The following is a 19,036-nucleotide window of genomic DNA, read 5'->3' on the forward strand; positions in this document are numbered from 1 at the left end:
ACGACCTCCATGCCCCAGGTGTAGCCGATCCGGGGCACCCTGGGCGGCGCGCGGGGCGCGGAACGAGGGAGGGGCGCCTCGCGGCGCCCCCCCGGTCGTTCGTGGATCGCGGCGGGTCTGTGCCGCCGCGATTCCGGGTTCTTACTTCGTGGGCTTGAACAAGGCGTACGTCGAGGTCGACACCTTCACCTTGTTCGTTCCGTCGCTGACATAGACGTCGAGCCGGTAGCAGCTATTGACCACCATCGTCATGCCCGGGGGTGCCTTGGTGTCCAGGTTGTAGATCCACTGGCTGGCTGTGGGATCCCACCGGAACAGGTTCGTGCCTCCGTTCGACTGGCCGGCGTCGGCGAACTCCTCGATGCCGTCGAATGCCGCTCCGTTAGAGCAGGTTGCGGTGTTGACGCCCATCTGCAGCGTCAGGCCGTAGGCGGCGAGGGCCGTATTGTCGAGCGGGCCGCCGCCCATCATCGAGAGGATGACCTTCGTCGGGATCACGCGGCCGTACTTGCCGACGTTCATGATCGGCGAGCTGGTCGACTGATCGATCGGCTTCAGGTACTGCAAGCCGAAGCAGAGCCGCGTAACCGTGATCTGGGCGGTGTTCGTGCGATCCGCGTTGTCGGTTGCCGTGGCCGTGATCGTATTGGCGCCACAGCTGAGCGCCACGTTGGTCGACGTCGTCCAACTGGCGGCGTTGTCTGTCGCGACACCGTTGACCGTCACGCTCTTGATGCCACTCGGCGTATCGCTTGCCGTGCCCAACACAGACACCGACGTGGCGATGGTCGTTAGGCCGTCCACGGGAGACGTGATCGCGACAGTCGGGTCGGTCAGGTCGATCTTGACCGTGGTTGTGGTCGCCGTGCTCTCGTTGCCCGCGTTGTCGGTGCAGGTGCCGCTGGCTGTCACACCCGAACTCGTCGTCTCGGCCGCGAACACGTCATCGGCGGAGCAGCCTGCAACGCCGCTCTTGTCAGCAGCCGAACCACCATCGCCGTTGCCGGTGTAGCTGACCGTCACCGGCTGCGTCTTGTTCCACCCGGCAGCGTTCGGCGCCGGGCTCACCGTTGCCGTCGGGGCGTTCGGAGGGACTGTGTCGAGCACGATCGTGTCCCAGTAGGGCGTCGAGACGTTCAACACCGCGTCGCGGTACTGCACGCACACCATCTTCGTGCCGTCGCCCGACGAGAGCGTGAAAGGAACGTCCGCGCTGTAGGACGTCGTCGAACTCACCGACACCCATGACGCGGACGAGCAGTCAGAGCCGTTGGCGACCCTGTAGCCGGTCACGCCGACAGCGTCGGTCGCCGACAGGTTCAACGTGGCCGTGGTCGTGTTCGTGTACGCCGCGTTGCTGTTGATCGTGATCGACCCGGTCGGCGCGGTGGTGTCCGTGACGACGGTAGTGAAGCTGAAGGAGTAGTTGTCCGTCATCTTGTCCGGGCCGTCGACTGTGTCGGTGTCGGTGATCTTGTTCTTGTTCACCTGCACCGTGCACGTCGTGCCGTTCGGCAGGTTTGCGGACGGCGTCAGCGTGTAGCTCGACGCAGGCGACGAACTCGTGGTGAACTCTCGCGGCGTGCCGCTCGGGCACTCCAGCGCGAACGCGTTGTCGTTCGCGACGGACTCGCTGAAGTTGACCGTGATCGTGCTGCCGACAGGCACGTTGGACGCCCCGTTCGACGGAGACGTAGATGTCACCGACGGGGGGTCGTCAACGTTCACGGTAAACGAGGCGGTGTTGGTCACGAAGTCTCCAGCGCCGGCGTTGTTCGTAACGATTGCCACCGTGACCGTCGCAGTGCCCTGACCGACCGGGTCGATTGCAACGGATTTCACGTTCGCGGAATCGCTTTCACCAGAGCGGCACCCGGTGAACGTGAGCTGGCGATCCGCTCCCGTGACGAGACCAACGACGTTCGCGACTGCCGTATTGCTGGAACTGACCTCGATCGTCAGCGACTCGCCTGACGTGATGTTGCATCCGTTGGTTGCGCTGGTCGGGTCATTGTTGGTAGCTCTCACCCAGAAACCAACATTCGTGTTGGCTCCGGTGGGAGACAGCGTAAGAACTTCCAGTGTCGAATCGACGCTTGAGTCGATGGTGTTGGCGACCTCGTCTGCCCAGGCCACGTTGACTGCGAACACGGCCGCCGCCACGGCGACCGCCAACTCGACCAGGCGGCGTCTGCGCCACCTGCGCTTCCTATTTCCCCCTGAAGTTCCCATATTCTTGGTGTTCCTCTCTCACGTCGGTTGACCGCAACGGCGGCGCGGGGCCGCCCGAACCGTGTTCGGCGCCCTCCACGGGGGGCGGCGCCGGAGCGCTGACTAGGGGCCGTGGATCACCCGGCCCGTCGGGGTGCGCTGTTTCTGGCTCACCTGTCTCCCCTACGCCGCAGATTGTGCGAGGTGCCCAGACGCCCCCGACAGCCCTCAGGCCGCCTCTCCCCCGATCGGAAGACTCACGATTCTAGTCTCATGAAATCGAAAAGACTGTTTTGTGCAACAGAGAAATAGACAGCGGTTGTTGAGAGGTGAGCCGACTCCGATCCACCCGGGGCGGCCGACGGGGCACGGTTCGACGGTCGGACACGAGCGCCGCCACCTGCCGGAGGACGACGAGAGGGAGCCGAGGTCGGCGTGTGAGACCGGCGTCCACGACGGCCTTCGGCTAGTCTGCGTAGATGCCGAAAGGCCGCCCCTCCGACGGGTCGTCGTGGACGTTCATCACGAACCACGCGCAGGTGCTGCTGTACGTCTCGGCGCACCCCGGGGCGCTCGTCCGCGAGATCGCAGAGGCCGTCGGGATCACCGAGCGGCGGACGTACGGGATCCTTCGCGACCTCGACGACGGCGGCTACATCGACCGCAAGCGCATCGGCCGCGAGGTGCACTTCAAGGTCCGCCCGGGCAAGTACCTGCGCGCCCCGCTCGTCAGCAACACCCAGGTGCGCGACCTGCTGACGCTGCTCGAGAACAATCGCTAGCCGCGGCCCGGGCGACACGGCCCCGCGCCCGCCGGCCGCGACGCGGCCGGGTCAGCTCGTCTTCTTCGCCGCCCCCGGGGCCGGCTTTGCCGGCTTGCCGGGCTTCGGCGCGCCCTTCCCCGGCTTCGTCAGCTGGCCGCGGATCGCACCCGCCGGATACGGCGACGTCTGCACGCTGACGTAGAAGCCGCCCGGCGACTGCACGAGCGCCTTCACGAGCGCCTTCGTCGGCCGCTTCCCGTCGGGCGCGGTCCCGCACCCGTACCAGACGCCGTCGGTGAAGCCGCCGTGCGGGCCCGGGTACGCGAACACCAGCACGACCCCGCCGGTCACGCCCGGCCCGCCCTCGTGCACGAAGACGGTGCTGACCGTGTCGAGGCCGCTCACCGTGAACCACCCGCAGACGGAGCGCTTGCCGACGTTCGCGCGCAACTGCGCCGTGCCCGAGCCGTCCCGGTCGCCGGACACGCCGACGACGTTCGCCCCCGACAACACTGCGCTGCGCGGCGCGCCGCCCTGCAGCGCCGCGTAGGCGGACGCCGCGAGCACCAGCGCGCCCATCGCCGCAAGCAGGAGCTTGGACCACCCTCCCATCGGTTCCCCTCCCTTCTCCCCCCAGGGTACTCCTCCTCGTCGCCCCTGTCAGCCGGAGCGCGCCGCGGCGCATTCCCTCGAACGAGGGAGCGGCTTCACCCGTCCGGGGAGCCGAAACGAGAGCCACCTGAACCTACCGTTCGACCAGCGGCCGCCGGCGGCTGCGGCTCTCTCCCCCGGCGGCAGACGGACACCCGTGGACACGCTCGAAGACCACCGCCGACAGCACCGGAAACTGCACTGGCCCGTGGCCGCGGCGGTCGTCGTCGCCGGCGCGACCCTCACCTGCACCGAGCTCACCCGGCGCGGGCACCCGGAGGCGGCCCTCCTCCTCGGCGTGCTGGCGGCGCTCGCGTTCGCGATCGGCGTGACGTTCGGGGTCGACCGGCTCGCCCACGCCCGCACGCTTGCGCTCATGGACACGCTGACCGCCCTTCCGAACCGGATCCTCCTCGACGACCGCGTCGAGCAGGCGCTCAGGCGCGCCCGACGCACCGGAGAGCCGTTCGGCCTCTTCGTGATCGACATCGACGGGTTCAAGGAGGTCAACGACATCCGCGGCCACGAGGTGGGCAACCAGGTGCTGCAGGCGATCGCACGCCGCCTCGAATCGGTCGTCCGGGCGAGCGACACCGTCGCCCGCGTCGGCGGTGACGAGTTCGTCGTGCTCTCGCTCGGCACCCGAGCCGAGGACGACGCGGCACGGCTCGTCGGCCGGCTGCGGCAATCGCTGCGGCGGCCGTACCGCGTCGAGGGGCACGTCGTCGAGGTCGACGCGTCGATCGGGTGGGCGCTGTTCCCCGACGACGGCGCGACGCCGACCGAGCTGCTCGGCCGGGCCGACCGGCAGATGTACGCGACGAAGCGCGACGTCGGCGAGGACGCCGACCGGCGGCGCGCGACACTCGACGCCGGCGTCGTCCGCGAGTACGAGACGGCGCTCGAGCGCGCCGAGCTCGTCGTCCACTACCAGCCGATCATCGACCTCGGCTCCGGTGCCGTGCGCTCGATGGAGGGCCTCGTCCGGCGCCTCCATCCGAGCCGGGGGCTCGTCGTCCCCACCGAGTTCATCCCGCACGTGGAGCGGACGCCGCTGATCCGGTCGCTCACACTGCACGTCGTCCGCGACGCGCTCGCGAACGCCAGGCGCTGGGAGGAGCTCGGGCACGCGATCGGCGTCTCCGTGAACGTCCCGTACCGGATCCTCGACGACCCGCTGCTCGCCGAGGGCATCGCCGGGCTGCTCGCGTCGACCGACTCGCCCGCGGAGGTGCTGACGCTCGAGGTCGTCCCGTCGGGGCCGGGCGCCGGGGCGACGCTCGACCTCGACGTCGTGGAGCGCCTGGCGGCGACCGGCGTCCGCCTCTCCCTCGACGACTTCGGGCGGGCGTCGTCGCTGATCTCGCTCCGGACGCTCCCGCTCTCCGAGGTGAAGGTCGACTCCGGCTTCGTACACGGGCTCACCCGCGGGGGGGCCGACGTCCACATCGTCCGCGGCCTCGTCGACCTCGGCCACTCCCTCGGCCTCACCGTCGTCGCCGAGGGCATCGAGACACGCGAGTCCTGGAACGCCGCGGCAGCGCTCGGCTGCGACGCCGCCCAGGGCTTCTACGTCCTCGCGCCGCAGCCGGCCGAGGAGGTCACCGACTGGCTCCGCACGAGCTGGCCCGTCGTCGCCCTCGCGGGCTGACGACGACGATCAGAGCACCGCGGCGCCGACCGCGGCGGCGGCGAGCACGACCGCCCAGGGCGGTGCGACCCGGAGCGCCGCCACGAGCACGGCGAGGACGACGACGTCCCCCCAGCCGTCCACCGACGTCTGCAGCACCGGATCCCAGAGCGCCGCCGCGAGCAGCCCGACCACGGCGGCGCCGATCCCCACGACGGCCGCCTGCACCCCCGGGTGCCCGCGCACCACCGACCACAGCGGCAGCACGCCGCCGAGCAGCAGGAACGACGGCAGGAAGATCGCGCCGAGCGCCAACGCCGCCCCCGCGACGCCGTTCGGCTCGATGCCGGCGACGGCGCCGAGGTACGCCGAGAACGTGGACAGCGGGCCCGGCACTGCCTGCACCGCCCCGTAGCCGGCGACGAACTCCTGCTCGCCCACGAGGCCCGGCTCGACGACGCCCTCGTGCAGCAGCGGCAACACGACGTGGCCGCCGCCGAAGACGAGCGCACCGGCCCTGTACATCGCCCACGCGAGCTGCAGGCCGACCCCGCCGACGGCGTCCCGGAGCACGGGCAGGACGACGAGCAGCGCCACGAAGGCGGCCAGGCTCGCGACGGCGAGCCGGCGGCCGATCGGGAAGCGCAGGTGCAGTGGCGGCACCGCCGCCCGGGCGCGGAAGGCGAGCGCCCCGAGCGCGCCGGCGCCCACGATCAGCCCCGCCTGCGCGGCCGGCCCGCGGACGGCGAGCGCTCCCGCCGCCGCGGCGACGGCGATCGCGATGCGCGGCAGGTCGGGGGCGAGCGTCCGCTGCATCGCGACGAGCGCGGTCAGCACGACGGCGGCGGCGGCGAGCTCCAGCCCTCGCAGCCAGCCCGCACCCGCCACGTCCGTCGACGCGATCCCGAGCCCGAGGGCGGTCATCACGCACGCGGACGGAAGCGTGAACCCGGCCCAGGCGGCAGCGCCCCCGAGCTTGCCGGCGCGCAGGGCCCCGATCGCGATCCCGAGCTGCGACGACGACGGGCCGGGCAGCAGGTTCGTCACCGCGACCAGCTCGCCGAAGCTCCGCTCGTCGAGCCAGCCGCGGCGGCCGACGTACTCGTCGCGGAAGTATCCGACGTGAGCGACGGGCCCTCCGAACGACGTCGTCCCGAGCCGCAGCGCGACGAGGAACACCTCCCGCAGCCGACCGATGCGGCTCTCCGACATGTCCCGGAGCGCTGTCAGCGCGTGGCGCCGGGACGCCAGAGCGGCTCGGCGACGCCCCCGGCCGCGTTCGCGACGCGGGCGAGGATGAACAGCAGGTCGGACAGGCGGTTCAGGTAGACCGCCGCCAGCGGGTTCACCGGGGCCTCGCCCGCGGCCACCAGCACCTCGCGCTCCGCCCGGCGGCAGACCGTGCGCGCGACGTGCAGGCCCGCGGCCGACGCCGTCCCGCCGGGCAGCACGAAGCTCCGCAGCTCGGGGAGCGACTCGTTGAACCGGTCGCAGTCGGCCTCGAGCGCATCGACCGACGGCTGGGCGATGCGCAGCCGGTCGTCCTCCCCCGACCACGGCAGCGACAGGTCGGCGCCGAGGTCGAAGAGCTCGTTCTGCACGCGCGCGAGCACCTGTGCGACCGCGTCGGGGCACGGCGCGGCGAGCACCACGCCGATCAGCGAGTTGAGCTCGTCGACCGTCCCGTAGGCGCCGATGCGCGGATCGAGCTTCGAGACGCGCGACCCGTCGCCGAGCGAGGTCTCCCCCGCGTCGCCGCTGCGCGTGTAGATCCGTGTGAGGCGGACGGGCTCGTCGCGGTCGCGGGGCACCGCGTGAGCCTACCGTTCCGGCGCCGGCCGGCTCAGACCGCGCCGACGACGGGGAGCGTCCGCTCGTGCTGCTGGAGGATGCCGCGCGCGATCACGATGCGCTGGATCTCCGACGTGCCCTCGTAGATCTCCGTCACCTTCGCGTCGCGGTAGTAGCGCTCGACCGGGAACTCCTTCGTGTACCCGTAGCCGCCGAGGACCTGGATCGCGTCGCGCGCCACGTCGACCGCGACGCGCGAGGCGAACAGCTTCGCCTTCGCGCCCTCCGTCGTGTGCGGGAGGCCCGCCTGCTTGCGCCAGGCCGCCCGGTACGTGAGCAGCCGCGCGGCGTCGATCGAGGTCGACATCTCCGCGAGCGTGAACTGGATCGCCTGGAAGTCGGCGATCCGCGAGCCGAACTGCCGCCGCTCGAGCGCGTACGCCCGCGCCGTGTCGTACGCCGCCTGCGCGATCCCGACCGCCTGTGCGGCGATCCCGATCCGGCCGCCGTCGAGCGTCGCCATCGCCACCGTGAACCCCTTCCGCTCCGCGTGGAGCATCCGGTCCGCCGGCACGTACACGCCGCCGAGGCGGATGTCCGCCGTCGACGACGAGTTGAGGCCGAGCTTCTCCTCCTCGCGCACGACCTCGACGTGCTCGCGGTCGAGCAGGAACGCGGAGACGCCCCGCGCGCCGGTCGTCGTCGGGTCGGTGCGGGCGAAGAGGACGAACAGGCCGGCGTGGCTCGCGTTCGTGATCCACTGCTTCGTGCCGTCGATCACCCAGCCGTCCCCGTCGCGGGTCGCGGTCGTGCGCAGCGAGCCCGCGTCGGAGCCCGACTCCGGCTCGGTGAGGGCGAACGCGCCGAGCAACTCCCCGCGGGCGAGCGGCGGCACGAGCCGCTCGCGCTGCTCGGCGCTGCCGAACGCGACGATCGGCAGCGTCGCCGCGCTCGTGTGGACGGCGACGGTGACGCCGACGCCGGCGTCGGCACGCGACAGCTCCTCGAGCACGAGCACGTAGGAGAGGAAGTCGGCCCCGGCGCCGCCCAGCTCCTCGGGGACGCAGACGCCCATCAGCCCGAGCTCGCCGAGCCGCGCGTACAGCTCCACCGGGAACCGGTGCTCGCGATCCCACGCCGCCGCGTGCGGCACGATCTCCGCCTCCGCGACCTCCCGTGCGAGCTCCTGGATCCCCCGCTGCTCGTCGTTGAGCGCGAAGTCCATCGCCGCGAGTATAGGTCGGCGCGGCGCTACGCCCGGTGGGGACGGACACGGCGATACGTCGGCGCCAGCCGCCGGCGGGCGGTGCGCCGCCAGCCGTCCGGCGACGCCAGCCGCCGCAGGCGGCGCGGCGACAGCTCGCTGCACAGCACGGCGGAGGCCCCGGGGCCGCGCTCGCCGTAGCGGACGCCGTCCGCCCGGAACGTCGGCGCCGCCCGCCACCCCTCGTCGAGCAGCTCGTACGCCTCCTGCTCCTCGACGAAGAAGCCGGCCCGCGCGAACAGCCGCGTCCAGCCGCGCACGTCGTCCTGGCGGAACCAGCCGTGGTCGCCGGGCTCCCCGAGGGGCACCGTCACGAGCAGGCTGCCGCCGGGGCGCAGCACCCGCCGCAGCTCGCGCAGCGCCTCGAGCCGGCCCTCCGCGTCGGCCTCCGCCGCGAGCCCGTAGACCGTGTTGTCGGCCCCGACGTGCTCGATCGTCGACACGAGCAGCACCTGGTCGAAGGCCGCGTCGGCGAACGGCAGGTCGCGCACGTCGGCCCGCACCGTCTCGATCCCCGGCGCCTCCGCCTCCGCGAGGTCGACGCCGACGAGCTCGCCCGGGAGCTCTGCGACGAGCGCCGCGAGGTACGCGGGCTCGGCGTACGCGTAGCCGACCTCGAGCACGCGCCCCTCGCGCAGGCGCGAGAGCACCCAGGGGATCTCGATCACCCGCTCGTCCGTCCCGGGTGGGGCCTGCAGCCTGCGCGACCGCTCGCCCCGTCGGCGCGCCGCCCGGCCCGCGGCGGCGGCGTCGTCGAGCTCCCGGACCCGCCCGAACTCGTCCGCCGTCACGAGCTCGTGGAGGAGCGTCGCCCGCGACAGCGTCCCCTCGGCGAGCTTCGCGAGCGCGCGCTCGCGCGCCTCGTCGTCCGGCGGCCGTCGCAGCACGAGGCGGAACGCCTGCTCGACGAACTCGTCGTCGGAGGGCCGCAGCGCCCGGAGCTGCGCGTCGAGCCGGCCGTCGCCCGTCACGGGTAGTCGTAGAAGCCGTGGCCGGTCTTGCGGCCGAGTCGGCCGGCGGCCACGTACTGGCGCAGGAGCGGGCAGGGCGCGTACTTCGGGTCGCCGAGCCCCCGGTGCAGCACCTCCATGATCGCCACGCACGTGTCGAGGCCGATCAGGTCGGCGAGCGCGAGCGGGCCTATCGGGTGCGCGAAGCCGAGCCGCGCGATCGTGTCGATCGCCTCGGGGTCGGCGACGCCCTCCATCAGGGCGTAGGCGGCCTCGTTGACGAACGGCATCAGGATGCGGTTGGAGACGAAGCCCGGGAAGTCCCGGGCCTCCGCGGGCTCCTTCCCCAGATCGCGTGCGAGGGCGACGACCGCCGCCGCCGTCTCCTCCGACGTCTGCACCGCCCGCACGACCTCGACGAGCCGCATCACCGGCACCGGGTTGAAGAAGTGCATGCCGATCACGCGGTCGGGCCGCGACGTCGCCGCCGCCAGCTCCGTGATCGGGATCGACGACGTGTTCGACGCGAGCACGGACGCCGCCGGCAGCACCTCGTCGGCGGCCCGGAAGACGTCCTTCTTCACCTCGACGTCCTCGACGACGGCCTCGATCATCAGGTCCGCCTCCCGCACCCCGTCCACGACCTCGACGCGCGACAGAACCTCGGCCGGGTCCGGCCCGCCCTTCTCGTGGAGCTTGCCGAGGCTCCTGCGCATCCCCTCGAGCCCGCGCTCGGCCGCGCCGGGCCACTCGTCGTGGAGGAGGACGTGCCGGCCCGAGGCGGCGACGACCTGGGCGATGCCGGCCCCCATCTGGCCGGCGCCGACGACGAGCACGCGCTCGAAGCTCACACCGCGCAGGCTACTCCAGCGATCCGGCGTCCGCCGCCCCCACGCCGTGCTCAGCGCGGCGACGTGCGCCGCCGCAGCCGCGCGAACGCGAGCGCGAGCACCGCGCCGAGGATCACGATCCCGACCACGAGCTTGATCGCCCCGCCCCGCGGCTCGTCGGCGGCGGCGAGCAGGAGCGACGGGTCGACGAGCCCGCACGAGTCGGTCGTGTACGTGCCGCCGTCGAGCTGCACGAACAGGCCGACGTCGACGTCGCTCCCGACCGGCTCGCGGTTCACGTCGACGAGGGGCTCCGCGAGGACCGTCACCTCGTCGCCCAGGTCGCCCTTCACCACCTGGTCGACCGCGAACGTGTACAGCCGCCCGTCCCCGGCCGGCCGCGAGTCGACGATGCTCCCGACGAAGCTCACGTCGGCGGCCTCGAGGCGCTGCGCGACGGTCGCGCTCGGGCACTCGAGCGCCTCCGCCGACGCCGGCGACGGCGCGAGCGCGGCGAGCACCGCGACACCGACGACCCAGAGGAGCGCGCGCGGCACGGGCCGTCCTCAGTCGACGGACAGGAGCAGCGCGTCGCCCTGCCCCCCGCCCGAGCAGATCGCGGCGAGGCCGAGCCCGCCCCCCTCGCGCCGCAGCTCGTGCACGAGCGTCGTCACGATGCGCCCGCCGGACGCCCCGATCGGGTGGCCGAGCGCGACGGCGCCGCCGTTGACGTTCACGATCTCCTCGTCGACCCCCAGCATCCGCGTCGAGTTCCACGCGACGGACGAGAACGCCTCGTTGATCTCGACGCGTGTCACGTCGTCGATCGACCGGCCGGCGGCGTCGAGGGCGATCGCCCCCGCCTTCGCCGGCGTCCGGGCGAGGTACGCGAAATCGTCCGCGACCGCGGCCTGGCCGATGATCGTCGCGAGCGGCTCGAGCCCGCGGCGGCGGGCCCACTCCTCCGAGCAGACGATCACGCACGACGCGCCGTCGTTGACGCCCGGCGCGTTGCCCGCCGTCGTCGTCCCGTCCGGGTCGAACACCGGCTCCAGCGCCGCGAGCTTCTCGATCGACGTGTCGCGCCGTACCGCCTCGTCGGCGACGACGTCGCCGACGGTGACGAGCTCGTCGTCGAAGCGCCCCGCGTCCTGTGCCGCCGCCGCACGCTCGTGCGAGCGGAGCGCCCACGCGTCCTGCGCCTCGCGCGTGATGCCGAGCTCGCGGGACACGAGCGACGCCTGCTGCACCATGTGCAGCCCGTCGAACGTCGACTGCAGCCCGTCGAAGACCATGCTGTCGAGCACCTCGCCGTGCCCGAGCCGGTACCCGAAGCGGGCCTTCTGCAGCAGGTAGGGCGCCTTCGACATCGACTCCATCCCCCCCGCGACGACGACGTCGTGGCTCCCGGTGCGGATCATCAGGTCGGCGATATCGATCGCCCGCACCGACGAGGCGCACACCTTGTTGATCGTGTCCGCCGGCACCTCCTTCGGGATCCCGGCCCCGACCGCCGCCTGCCGTGCGGGCGCCTGGCCGACGCCGGCCTGCAGCACCTGGCCCATGATCACGTACTCGACCTCGCCGGGCTCGATGCCCGAGCGCTCGAGCGCGGCCCGGATCGCGATCGCGCCGAGCTCGGTCGACGGCACCTGCGCCAGCCCGCCGCCGAGCCTCCCGAAGGGCGTGCGGACGGCGGCGACGATCACGGAGCGCGACATCGGTGCAGCGTAGCCGGGTCGTGTCCCGGTCAGCGGACGAACGACGCGTCGGGCTCGAGGCCGCGTGCGAACGCCTCGATCACGTCGGTCGCCGCCGCGACGTCGTCGAGCTGGGCCATCTCCGACGCCGTGTGCATGTAGCGGAGCGGGATCGAGACGAGGCCCGTCGCGATGCCCCCGGCGGCGACGAAGACGTCGTCGGCGTCGCTGTCCGTCTGCTTCCCCGCCTCGACCCGGTGCGCGACCCCGGCCGCCGCCGCCGCCGCGGCGAGCCGCTCGACGAGGAGCGGGCTCACCACCGGGCCGCGGAACAGCACCGGGCCCCCGCCGAGCGCGACCTCGCCCCAGGCGTCCCGCGACGACAGCGGATGGTCCTCGTAGGTGACGTCGACCACGAGCGCGGCGTCGGGCCGCAGGCGGCCCGAGGCCGCAGCCGCCCCGCCGTGCCCCGACTCCTCCTGGGTGGAGGCGACGAGCGCGACGTCCCATCCCGGCGGCTCGGCGGCGAGGCGCCGCAGCGCCTCGAGCGCGGCGTAGACCCCGACCCGGTCGTCGAGCGCCGCGGAGAGCACGCGGTTGCCGGCGACGGCGGCCGACTCGCCGACGAGGACGGCGGGGTCGCCGGGCGCGACGAGCGCGAGCGCCTCGTCGCGGGTGGCGGCGCCGATGTCGAGCCGGACGTCGTCCCACGACGGGTCGTCGCCCTCGCCGACCCGTCTCGCCACCGCCGTCACCGGCCCGTCGCGGCCGAGCACGCGGAGCCGGTGGCCGACGGCGTCACGGGGAGACCAGGTGGCGAGAGGCCGCACCCGCAAGAGGCCGTCGTCGGTGACGTGGGTGACGGAGACGCCGATCTGGTCGACGTGGGCGAAGAGCGCGAGCAGCCGGCCGCCGCCGTCCGTGCCGGCGACGCGCGCGACGGTCGAGCCGAGAACGTCGCCTTCGACGGCGGCGCCGAACGCTTCCGCCTCGCGCCGGACGATCGCGGCGACGGCGTCCTCCCGGCCGGAGGGCCCCGGCGCCCGCAGCAGCTCGTCGAGGAGCGGCGGGATCATGCCGACGCCCCGAGCCCCTCGGGGCACGGCGTGGCCGCGGCGGCGTCGTTCGGGCCCTGGCCGGTGAGCGGGTCGTCGCGCACCCCGTCTCCATACCAGACCGCCGCCTCCCGTGGGCCGGTCGCGACGGCGCGCCCTTGACGCGTCGTGGACCCGGTGCGTACCCTGCGCGTCGATGCGACCCGTCACGCACTCCCCGGCCTGGGCCTGGCGCGAGCAGCGAGGCGGGAGCGTGCGCTAGACCCCGGCACCGACGACGCCTCGCCCGCGACCTCCCGACGGAGGTCGTTTTCGTTCTCCGACCGTGACACCCACCGCCGACATCCCCACCGACCTCCTCACCCCGCTCGGGGCGTACCTGCGGCTGCGCGCGTCGGGCCGCGCCAGCTTCCTCCTCGAGTCGGTGGAGCGGGGCCGCCTCGGGCGGAACTCCTGGATGGGCACCGGCTCACGGATCGTCTCGTTCGCCGAGGCCGAGACGCTCGGCGCGCCCGTCGTCGGGTACCTCGGGTACGACCACGCGGCCACGATCGAGCCGACGGTGCCGCTGCCGGACGCGGGGCCCGACCTCCCGGAGAGCCGGCTCGTCGTCTGCGACACCCTCGTCCGGTTCGACCACGGGACGGGGACGGCGTCGGTCGTCGCCGGCGACGCCGAGGAGGTGGCGGGGCGGTTGGAGAGCGGGATCCCGTGGCGGCGGGAGGCGCGGGGCGTCGCGGGGCCGCTCGAGCGCTTCCCGTCGCGCGAGCGCTACGAGGAGATGGTGCGCGCGTGCAAGCGGCACATCGTCGCCGGAGACGCCTTCCAGATCGTCCCCTCGCAGCGGGCCGAGAGGCCGACGTCGGCGACGGCCCTCGAGCTGTACCGCGCCCTCCGGCGCGTGAACCCGTCGCCCTACCTCTTCCTGCTCGAGCTCGACGGCGTCGCGCTGATCGGCTCGTCGCCCGAGCGGCTCGTCGCCTGCGAGGACGGCCGCGCCAGCCTGTGCCCGATCGCCGGCACGACCGAGCCGACGGAGGGCGACGTCGAGCGGCTGCTCTCCTCGGAGAAGGACCGGGCGGAGCACGTGATGCTCGTCGACCTCGGCCGCAACGACCTCTCGCGCGTCTGCCGGCCCGGAAGCGTGCACGTGGCGCGCTCGATGGAGGTGGAGCGCTTCTCGCACGTCTCCCACCTCGTCTCCGAGGTGGTGGGCGCGCTGCGCGACGACGTCACGTCCTTCGACGTGCTGCGCGCCTGCTTCCCGGCCGGCACCGTCTCGGGCGCGCCCAAGGTCCGGGCGATGCAGATCATCTCCGAGCTCGAGGGCTACCGGCGCGGGCCGTACGCCGGCGCCGTCCTCTACGCCCTCCCGGACGGCACCATGGACGCATGCATCACCCTGCGCACGATCGTGCTCGCGGACGGCGTCGCCCACCTGCAGGCGGGGGCCGGGGTCGTCTACGACTCGGAGCCCGCCGCGGAGCACGAGGAGTGCCTCCGGAAGCTCGCAGCGCTCGAGGCGGCGATCGACCTCGCCGAGCGGGAGTACGCTCCATGACCGACCGGCCGGACGGGAGCGCGGCGTGAGAGTCCTCATGATCGACAACTACGACTCGTTCACCTACAACCTCGTGCACCTGTTCGAGGAGCTCGGCGCCGAGGTGCTCACGTACCGCAACGACGCGATCACCCCGGCCGAGGCGGAGGCCCTCGCCCCCGACCGGCTCGTGATCTCCCCCGGCCCCGGACGGCCCGCGGACGCGGGCGTGTCGGTGGAGCTGATCCGGCGGCTCGGCCCGCGCGTGCCGACGCTCGGGGTGTGCCTCGGCCACCAGGCGATCGTCGAGGCCTACGGCGGCGTCGTCGGGCAGGCGCGCGCGCTCCTGCACGGGAAGGCGAGCCTCGTCCGCCACGACGGCCGCGGCGTGTTCCGGGGGCTCGCCGACGAGATCGAGGCCGGCCGCTACCACTCCCTCGCCGCGACCGAGGTGCCGCCCGTGCTGCACGTCTCGGCCCGGACCGACGACGACGAGGTGATGGGCGTCCGGCACGCGTCACACCCCGTCGAGGGCGTCCAGTTCCACCCCGAGTCCGTGCTCACGCCGGACGGGCCCGCGATGGCGCGCACCTTCCTGGAGGGCGACGCGTGACCCTGCAGGACGCGCTGCAGACGCTGCTCGACGGCCGCGATCTCTCGCGCGGCGAGGCGCGGGCGGTGATGGACGAGGTGATGCGCGGGGAGGCGACCCAGGCGCAGATCGCCGGCTTCCTCGTCGCCCTGCGGGCGAAGGGCGAGACCGCGGACGAGATCGCGGGCTGCGCCGAGGCGATGCGCGAGCACGTGCTCCCGGTGCACCCGACCCGCGACGACCTCGTGGACACGGCGGGCACCGGCGGCGACGGCGCCCACACGTTCAACATCTCGACGGCCGCCGCCCTCGTCGCCGCCGCGGCGGGCGCCGCCGTCGCGAAGCACGGCAACCGGGCCGTCAGCTCCGCCTCGGGCTCGGCCGACCTGCTGGAGGCGCTCGGGCTCCGGCTCGAGCAGTCGCCGGAGCGGATCGCGCAGTCGGTCGACGAGCTCGGGTTCGGCTTCATGTTCGCGCCGGCGCACCATCCGGCGATGAGGCACGCCGCGCCCGTGCGGCGCGAGCTCGGCACGCGCACCGTCTTCAACATCCTCGGCCCGCTGACGAACCCGGCCGGGGCCCGGGCCCAGGTCGTCGGCGTCTACTCGCCCGCGCTCGTGCCGCAGGTGGCGCAGGTGCTCGCCCAGCTCGGCGCGCGCCGCGCCTTCGGCGTGCACGGGTTCGGCGGCGTCGACGAGCTCTCGCCCGCCGGGCCGAACGCCGTCTGCGAGGTCGTCGACGGCGACGTCCGCGAGCGGGTCGTCGACCCCCAGGAGCTCGGGCTCGAGCGGTGCGACCCCGCCGATCTCGCCGGCGGCACCCCGACCGAGAACGCGGCGACGGTGCACGCGATCTTCACCGGGGCCGAGCGCGGCGGCCGTCGCGACGCCGTGCTCCTGAACGCGGCGGGGGCGATCGCCGCCGCCGGGCACGCCGCCGACCTCGGCGAGGGCCTCGACCTCGCCCGCGCGGCGCTCGACACCGGTGCGGCCTCGCGGCGGCTCGAGGAGCTGGTCGCGTTCTCACGGGAGGACGGGTGACCGGCCGCTTCGAGGCGGCGCTCCGCCGGCCGGGGCTGCAGGCGATCGCCGAGATCAAGCGGCGCTCGCCCTCCGCCGGGGCGCTGCGACCGGACGCCGAGCCCGGCCCGATCGCCGCCGCATACGCCGCCTCCGGCGCCGCCGCGGTGTCGGTGCTCGTCGACGCGCGCTTCGACGGGTCGTGGGACGACCTCCGGGCCGCTCGCGCCGCCTCCGACGTCCCGCTCCTCGCCAAGGGCTTCTTCTCGACCGACGACGACCTGCGCACCGCACGGGACGCGGGCGCCGACGCCGTGCTGCTCATCCTCCGCGACCTCGACGACGCGACGGCCGCGTCGCTCCTCGGCGCGGCTGCGGCGCTCGGCCTCGACACCCTCGTCGAGGCGCACGACGCAGCGGAGCTGGAGCGCGCGGTGCGGCTCGACGCGCCCGTGATCGGGCTCAACGCCCGCGACCTCTCCACGTTCCGCATCGACCGCGCCGCCCAGCTCGCGCTCGTCGCCGCGGCGCCGGACGACCGTGTCGTCGTCGCCGAGTCGGGGGTGCACACGCGGGCCCAGGGGGCCGCCGCCGAGCTGGCGGGCGCCGACGCGATCCTCGTCGGCTCGGCCCTGATGCAGGCCCCCGACCCGGCGGCGAAGCTCGCCGAGCTGCTCTCGCGGCCGCTCGTCAAGGTGTGCGGGCTGACCCGCGAGGCGGACGTCGCAGCGGCGCTCGCCGCCGGAGCGGACCTCGTCGGCTTCGTGCTCGAGCCGGCGAGCCCGCGCGCGGTCGACCGACCCCTCGCCACCCCCGACACGGCGCTGTCGGTCGCCGTCTGGGTCGGCGAGGCCGGGGACGCAGGCACCGACCTCGACCAGGTGCACGAGCGCGCGGAGGGCAAGGTGCGAGGCCGCGATGCGACGCTCCTGCGGGAGGGCCGCCCCGTGGCGCGGGTGCTCGACCTGCCGTGGGGAGAGGACGACCCCGGCCACTGGGAGCGCGCCGCCGCGGCCGCCCGCGACGAGCGGGTCGTCCTGGCGGGCGGGCTCGGCCCGGACACCGTCCGCGCCGCGATCGCCGCGGTGCGGCCGTGGGCGGTCGACGCGAGCTCGGCGCTCGAGACCGCGCCCGGAGTCAAGGACCACGAGCTCGTCCGCCGCTACGTGGAGGAGGCGAGGGGATGACGACGAGCGAGACCGAGACCTTCGGGATCTACGGCGGCCGGTACGTGCCGGAGACGTTGATCCCGGCGCTGGACGAGCTGACCGAGGCGTGGACGGCGCTGCGCGACGACCCCGGGTACCGCGCGGAGGTCGACGGCCTCCTGCACACCTACGTCGGCCGCCCCTCCCCGCTCACGCTCGCCGAGCGGTTCGCGCCCGGGCGCCGCCTGTACCTGAAGCGGGAGGACCTGAACCACACGGGAGCGCACAAGATCAACAACGCGATCGGGCAGGTCGTGCTCGCACGGCGGCTCGGCAAGACGCGGATCATCGCCGAGACCGGCGCGGGCCAGCACGGCGTCGCGACCGCGACCGCGTGTGCGCGGTTCGGACTCGAGTGCGTCGTCTACATGGGCTCGGAGGACATGCGCCGGCAGGCGCCCAACGTCGAGCGGATGCACCTGCTCGGCGCGTCGGTGCAGCCGGTGGAGTTCGGGACGCGCACGCTCAAGGAGGCGACGAGCGAGGCGATCCGCGACTGGATCACCAACGTCGCGACGACCCACTACGTGATCGGCTCGTGCGTCGGCCCGGCGCCCTACCCCGACCTCGTGCGCGACCTGCAGGCGGTGATCGGCCGCGAGGCGCGCGAGCAGGTCCTCGCCGTCGAGGGCAGGCTCCCCGACGCGGTGCTCGCCTGCGTCGGCGGCGGCTCGAACGCGATCGGGATGTTCGCCGGGTTCGTCGACGACCCCGGCGTCCGCCTCGTCGGCGTCGAGGCGGCCGGCGCGGCCTCGCTCGGCAGCGGGCGCACCGGCGTGCTGCACGGCTCGCGCTCCTCGATCCTCGCCGACCGCGACGGGCAGATCGCCGACGCGCACTCGATCTCCGCCGGGCTCGACTACCCGGGCGTCGGCCCGGAGCACGCGTTCCTCCGCGACACCGGCCGGGCCGAGTACCTCCCGTGCACCGACGAGGAGGCGCTCCAGGCGTTCGCCCGGCTCTCGCGGACGGAGGGGATCATCCCCGCCCTCGAGCCGGCGCACGCGCTGGCGAAGGTGGACGAGATCGAGGCCGACCTCGTGCTCGTCTGCCTCTCCGGGCGCGGCGACAAGGACCTCGACGAGGCGCTCCGGGGGATGCGCGAGCGCGGGCTGGCGTGAGCGGCAAGGCCCTCGTCGTCTACCTGATGGCGGGACGGGAGACCCCCGTCCTGGCGGAGGCGGCCGTGGCCGGCGGCGCGGACGTCGTCGAGCTCGGGTTCCCCTTCTCCGACCCGCTCGCCGACGGGCCCGTGATCCGCGCCGCCGCGGAGCGGGCGCTCGCGGCGGGGATGCGCACGCAGGCGTGCCTCGACTGCCTCGCCGAGACGCGCGCGCGCGTCGGCGACACGCCGCTCGTGCCGATGACGTACTCCTCCCTGCTCGAGGCCTACGGCTGGGAGCGCTTCGAGGCCGATGCGCGCGCGGCCGGCGCGACGGGGCTGATCGTCGCCGACCTCCCGGCGGGCGCGCGGCCGGAGCTGCGCCGGATCCAGCTCGTCGCGCCGACGTCGACCGACGAGCGGATCAGGCTCGCCGGGGAGACGACCGACGGCTGGCTGTACCTCGTCACGCTCACCGGCACGACGGGCGCGCGGGCCGAGCTGTCCGAGGGGCTGGCCGGGCTCGCAGCGCGGTCGCGGCGCCTGACGGACGTGCCGCTCTACGCGGGCTTCGGCATCTCGACCCCGGAGCAGGCGCGCGCGGCGGCCGACCTCACGGACGGGGTCGTCGTCGGGTCGCGTGCGCTTCAGGAGGCGGAGGCGGGGGCGGACGCGCTCCGCGCCTACGTGGCGTCGCTCCGCCACGCGCTCGACGCCTGATCCCGCCGG

The 19,036-nt window shown here is 73.9% G+C and carries 18 protein-coding genes; 8 read left to right on the forward strand and 10 right to left on the reverse strand.

The features are described 5' to 3' along the window. Positions 1-141 precede the first annotated feature (141 nt). Positions 142-2,163 (reverse strand): Ig-like domain-containing protein, encoded by a 2,022-nt coding sequence (locus AC162C_RS03905; RefSeq protein ID WP_484096400.1) that lies wholly within the window; start codon positions 2,161-2,163, stop codon positions 142-144. A 527-nt stretch (positions 2,164-2,690) separates the two neighbouring features. On the opposite strand from AC162C_RS03905, the gene AC162C_RS03910 reads away from it, so the two are divergent. Further along, on the forward strand, positions 2,691-2,993 hold the full coding sequence (locus AC162C_RS03910; RefSeq protein ID WP_484096401.1) for a helix-turn-helix transcriptional regulator: 303 nt from the start codon (positions 2,691-2,693) through the stop codon (positions 2,991-2,993). 51 nt (positions 2,994-3,044) lie between these two features. Here AC162C_RS03910 and AC162C_RS03915 read toward each other — a convergent pair whose 3' ends face one another. Next, positions 3,045-3,587: a CHRD domain-containing protein gene (locus AC162C_RS03915; RefSeq protein WP_484096402.1), complete on the reverse strand. Its 543-nt coding sequence runs from the start codon at positions 3,585-3,587 to the stop codon at positions 3,045-3,047. Between the two features lie 196 nt (positions 3,588-3,783). Between AC162C_RS03915 and AC162C_RS03920 the strand changes: the two genes are divergently transcribed. Continuing rightward, positions 3,784-5,277, forward strand: coding sequence for a putative bifunctional diguanylate cyclase/phosphodiesterase (locus AC162C_RS03920; protein WP_484096403.1), 1,494 nt, complete (start codon positions 3,784-3,786; stop codon positions 5,275-5,277). Positions 5,278-5,286: 9 nt separating this feature from the next. On the opposite strand, the gene chrA is transcribed toward AC162C_RS03920, so the two are convergent. From chrA to AC162C_RS03960, 8 genes are read right to left on the reverse strand one after another with little or no spacing between them, the layout of a single operon-like run. Further along, positions 5,287-6,468 carry a chromate efflux transporter gene (chrA, locus tag AC162C_RS03925; RefSeq protein ID WP_484096404.1) on the reverse strand — a complete coding sequence of 394 codons (1,182 nt, stop codon included), beginning with the start codon at positions 6,466-6,468 and terminating at the stop codon, positions 5,287-5,289. Between the two features lie 14 nt (positions 6,469-6,482). Beyond that, a complete protein-coding gene (locus AC162C_RS03930) occupies positions 6,483-7,067 on the reverse strand; it encodes a cob(I)yrinic acid a,c-diamide adenosyltransferase (protein ID WP_484096405.1) in 585 nt (194 codons plus the stop codon). A gap of 32 nt (positions 7,068-7,099) precedes the next feature. Beyond that, the gene (locus tag AC162C_RS03935) at positions 7,100-8,272 is read right to left on the reverse strand and encodes an acyl-CoA dehydrogenase family protein (RefSeq protein ID WP_484096406.1); all 1,173 of its coding nucleotides are present in this window, start codon (positions 8,270-8,272) and stop codon (positions 7,100-7,102) included. A 26-nt stretch (positions 8,273-8,298) separates the two neighbouring features. Next, positions 8,299-9,282, reverse strand: coding sequence for a class I SAM-dependent methyltransferase (locus tag AC162C_RS03940; RefSeq protein WP_484096407.1), 984 nt, complete (start codon positions 9,280-9,282; stop codon positions 8,299-8,301). Beyond that, positions 9,279-10,112: a 3-hydroxyacyl-CoA dehydrogenase family protein gene (locus AC162C_RS03945; protein ID WP_484096408.1), complete on the reverse strand. Its 834-nt coding sequence runs from the start codon at positions 10,110-10,112 to the stop codon at positions 9,279-9,281. The genes AC162C_RS03940 and AC162C_RS03945 overlap by 4 nt, the downstream gene beginning before the upstream one ends. Before the next feature lie 50 nt (positions 10,113-10,162). Continuing rightward, positions 10,163-10,648, reverse strand: coding sequence for a hypothetical protein (locus AC162C_RS03950; RefSeq protein ID WP_484096409.1), 486 nt, complete (start codon positions 10,646-10,648; stop codon positions 10,163-10,165). Positions 10,649-10,657: 9 nt separating this feature from the next. After that, positions 10,658-11,812: an acetyl-CoA C-acetyltransferase gene (locus AC162C_RS03955; RefSeq protein ID WP_484096410.1), complete on the reverse strand. Its 1,155-nt coding sequence runs from the start codon at positions 11,810-11,812 to the stop codon at positions 10,658-10,660. A gap of 29 nt (positions 11,813-11,841) precedes the next feature. After that, positions 11,842-12,867: a M20/M25/M40 family metallo-hydrolase gene (locus AC162C_RS03960; RefSeq protein ID WP_484096411.1), complete on the reverse strand. Its 1,026-nt coding sequence runs from the start codon at positions 12,865-12,867 to the stop codon at positions 11,842-11,844. 304 nt (positions 12,868-13,171) lie between these two features. On the opposite strand from AC162C_RS03960, the gene AC162C_RS03965 reads away from it, so the two are divergent. From AC162C_RS03965 to trpA, 6 genes are read left to right on the forward strand one after another with little or no spacing between them, the layout of a single operon-like run. Then, complete coding sequence (locus AC162C_RS03965) at positions 13,172-14,407, forward strand: anthranilate synthase component I family protein (RefSeq protein WP_484096412.1); 1,236 nt, start codon at positions 13,172-13,174, stop codon at positions 14,405-14,407. Positions 14,408-14,444: 37 nt separating this feature from the next. Next, positions 14,445-14,999, forward strand: coding sequence for an anthranilate synthase component II (locus AC162C_RS03970; RefSeq protein ID WP_484096427.1), 555 nt, complete (start codon positions 14,445-14,447; stop codon positions 14,997-14,999). Beyond that, positions 14,996-16,018, forward strand: coding sequence for an anthranilate phosphoribosyltransferase (trpD, locus tag AC162C_RS03975; protein WP_484096413.1), 1,023 nt, complete (start codon positions 14,996-14,998; stop codon positions 16,016-16,018). Before AC162C_RS03970 ends, trpD begins: the two co-directional genes overlap by 4 nt. After that, complete coding sequence (gene trpF / locus AC162C_RS03980; protein WP_484096414.1) at positions 16,015-17,184, forward strand: phosphoribosylanthranilate isomerase; 1,170 nt, start codon at positions 16,015-16,017, stop codon at positions 17,182-17,184. Before trpD ends, trpF begins: the two co-directional genes overlap by 4 nt. Then, entirely contained in the window at positions 17,181-18,326 is a 1,146-nt protein-coding gene (trpB, locus tag AC162C_RS03985; RefSeq protein WP_484096415.1) for a tryptophan synthase subunit beta, read from the forward strand. Before trpF ends, trpB begins: the two co-directional genes overlap by 4 nt. Next, a complete protein-coding gene (trpA, locus tag AC162C_RS03990; protein ID WP_484096416.1) occupies positions 18,323-19,027 on the forward strand; it encodes a tryptophan synthase subunit alpha in 705 nt (234 codons plus the stop codon). Before trpB ends, trpA begins: the two co-directional genes overlap by 4 nt. Positions 19,028-19,036 lie beyond the last annotated feature (9 nt).

It is taken from the genome of Gaiella sp., assembly GCF_057140465.1.

What these genes read in the sequence shown, in the direction of transcription:
- AC162C_RS03910 (WP_484096401.1), top strand. Translation starts at nt 2,691, where the DNA reads ATGCCGAAAGGCCGCCCCTCCGACGGGTCGTCGTGGACGTTCATCACG.
- AC162C_RS03915 (WP_484096402.1), bottom strand. Translation starts at nt 3,587, where the DNA reads ATGGGAGGGTGGTCCAAGCTCCTGCTTGCGGCGATGGGCGCGCTGGTG.
- chrA (WP_484096404.1), bottom strand. Translation starts at nt 6,468, where the DNA reads ATGTCGGAGAGCCGCATCGGTCGGCTGCGGGAGGTGTTCCTCGTCGCG.
- AC162C_RS03935 (WP_484096406.1), bottom strand. Translation starts at nt 8,272, where the DNA reads ATGGACTTCGCGCTCAACGACGAGCAGCGGGGGATCCAGGAGCTCGCA.
- AC162C_RS03955 (WP_484096410.1), bottom strand. Translation starts at nt 11,812, where the DNA reads ATGTCGCGCTCCGTGATCGTCGCCGCCGTCCGCACGCCCTTCGGGAGG.
- AC162C_RS03960 (WP_484096411.1), bottom strand. Translation starts at nt 12,867, where the DNA reads ATGATCCCGCCGCTCCTCGACGAGCTGCTGCGGGCGCCGGGGCCCTCC.
- AC162C_RS03970 (WP_484096427.1), top strand. Translation starts at nt 14,445, where the DNA reads ATGATCGACAACTACGACTCGTTCACCTACAACCTCGTGCACCTGTTC.
- trpB (WP_484096415.1), top strand. Translation starts at nt 17,181, where the DNA reads ATGACGACGAGCGAGACCGAGACCTTCGGGATCTACGGCGGCCGGTAC.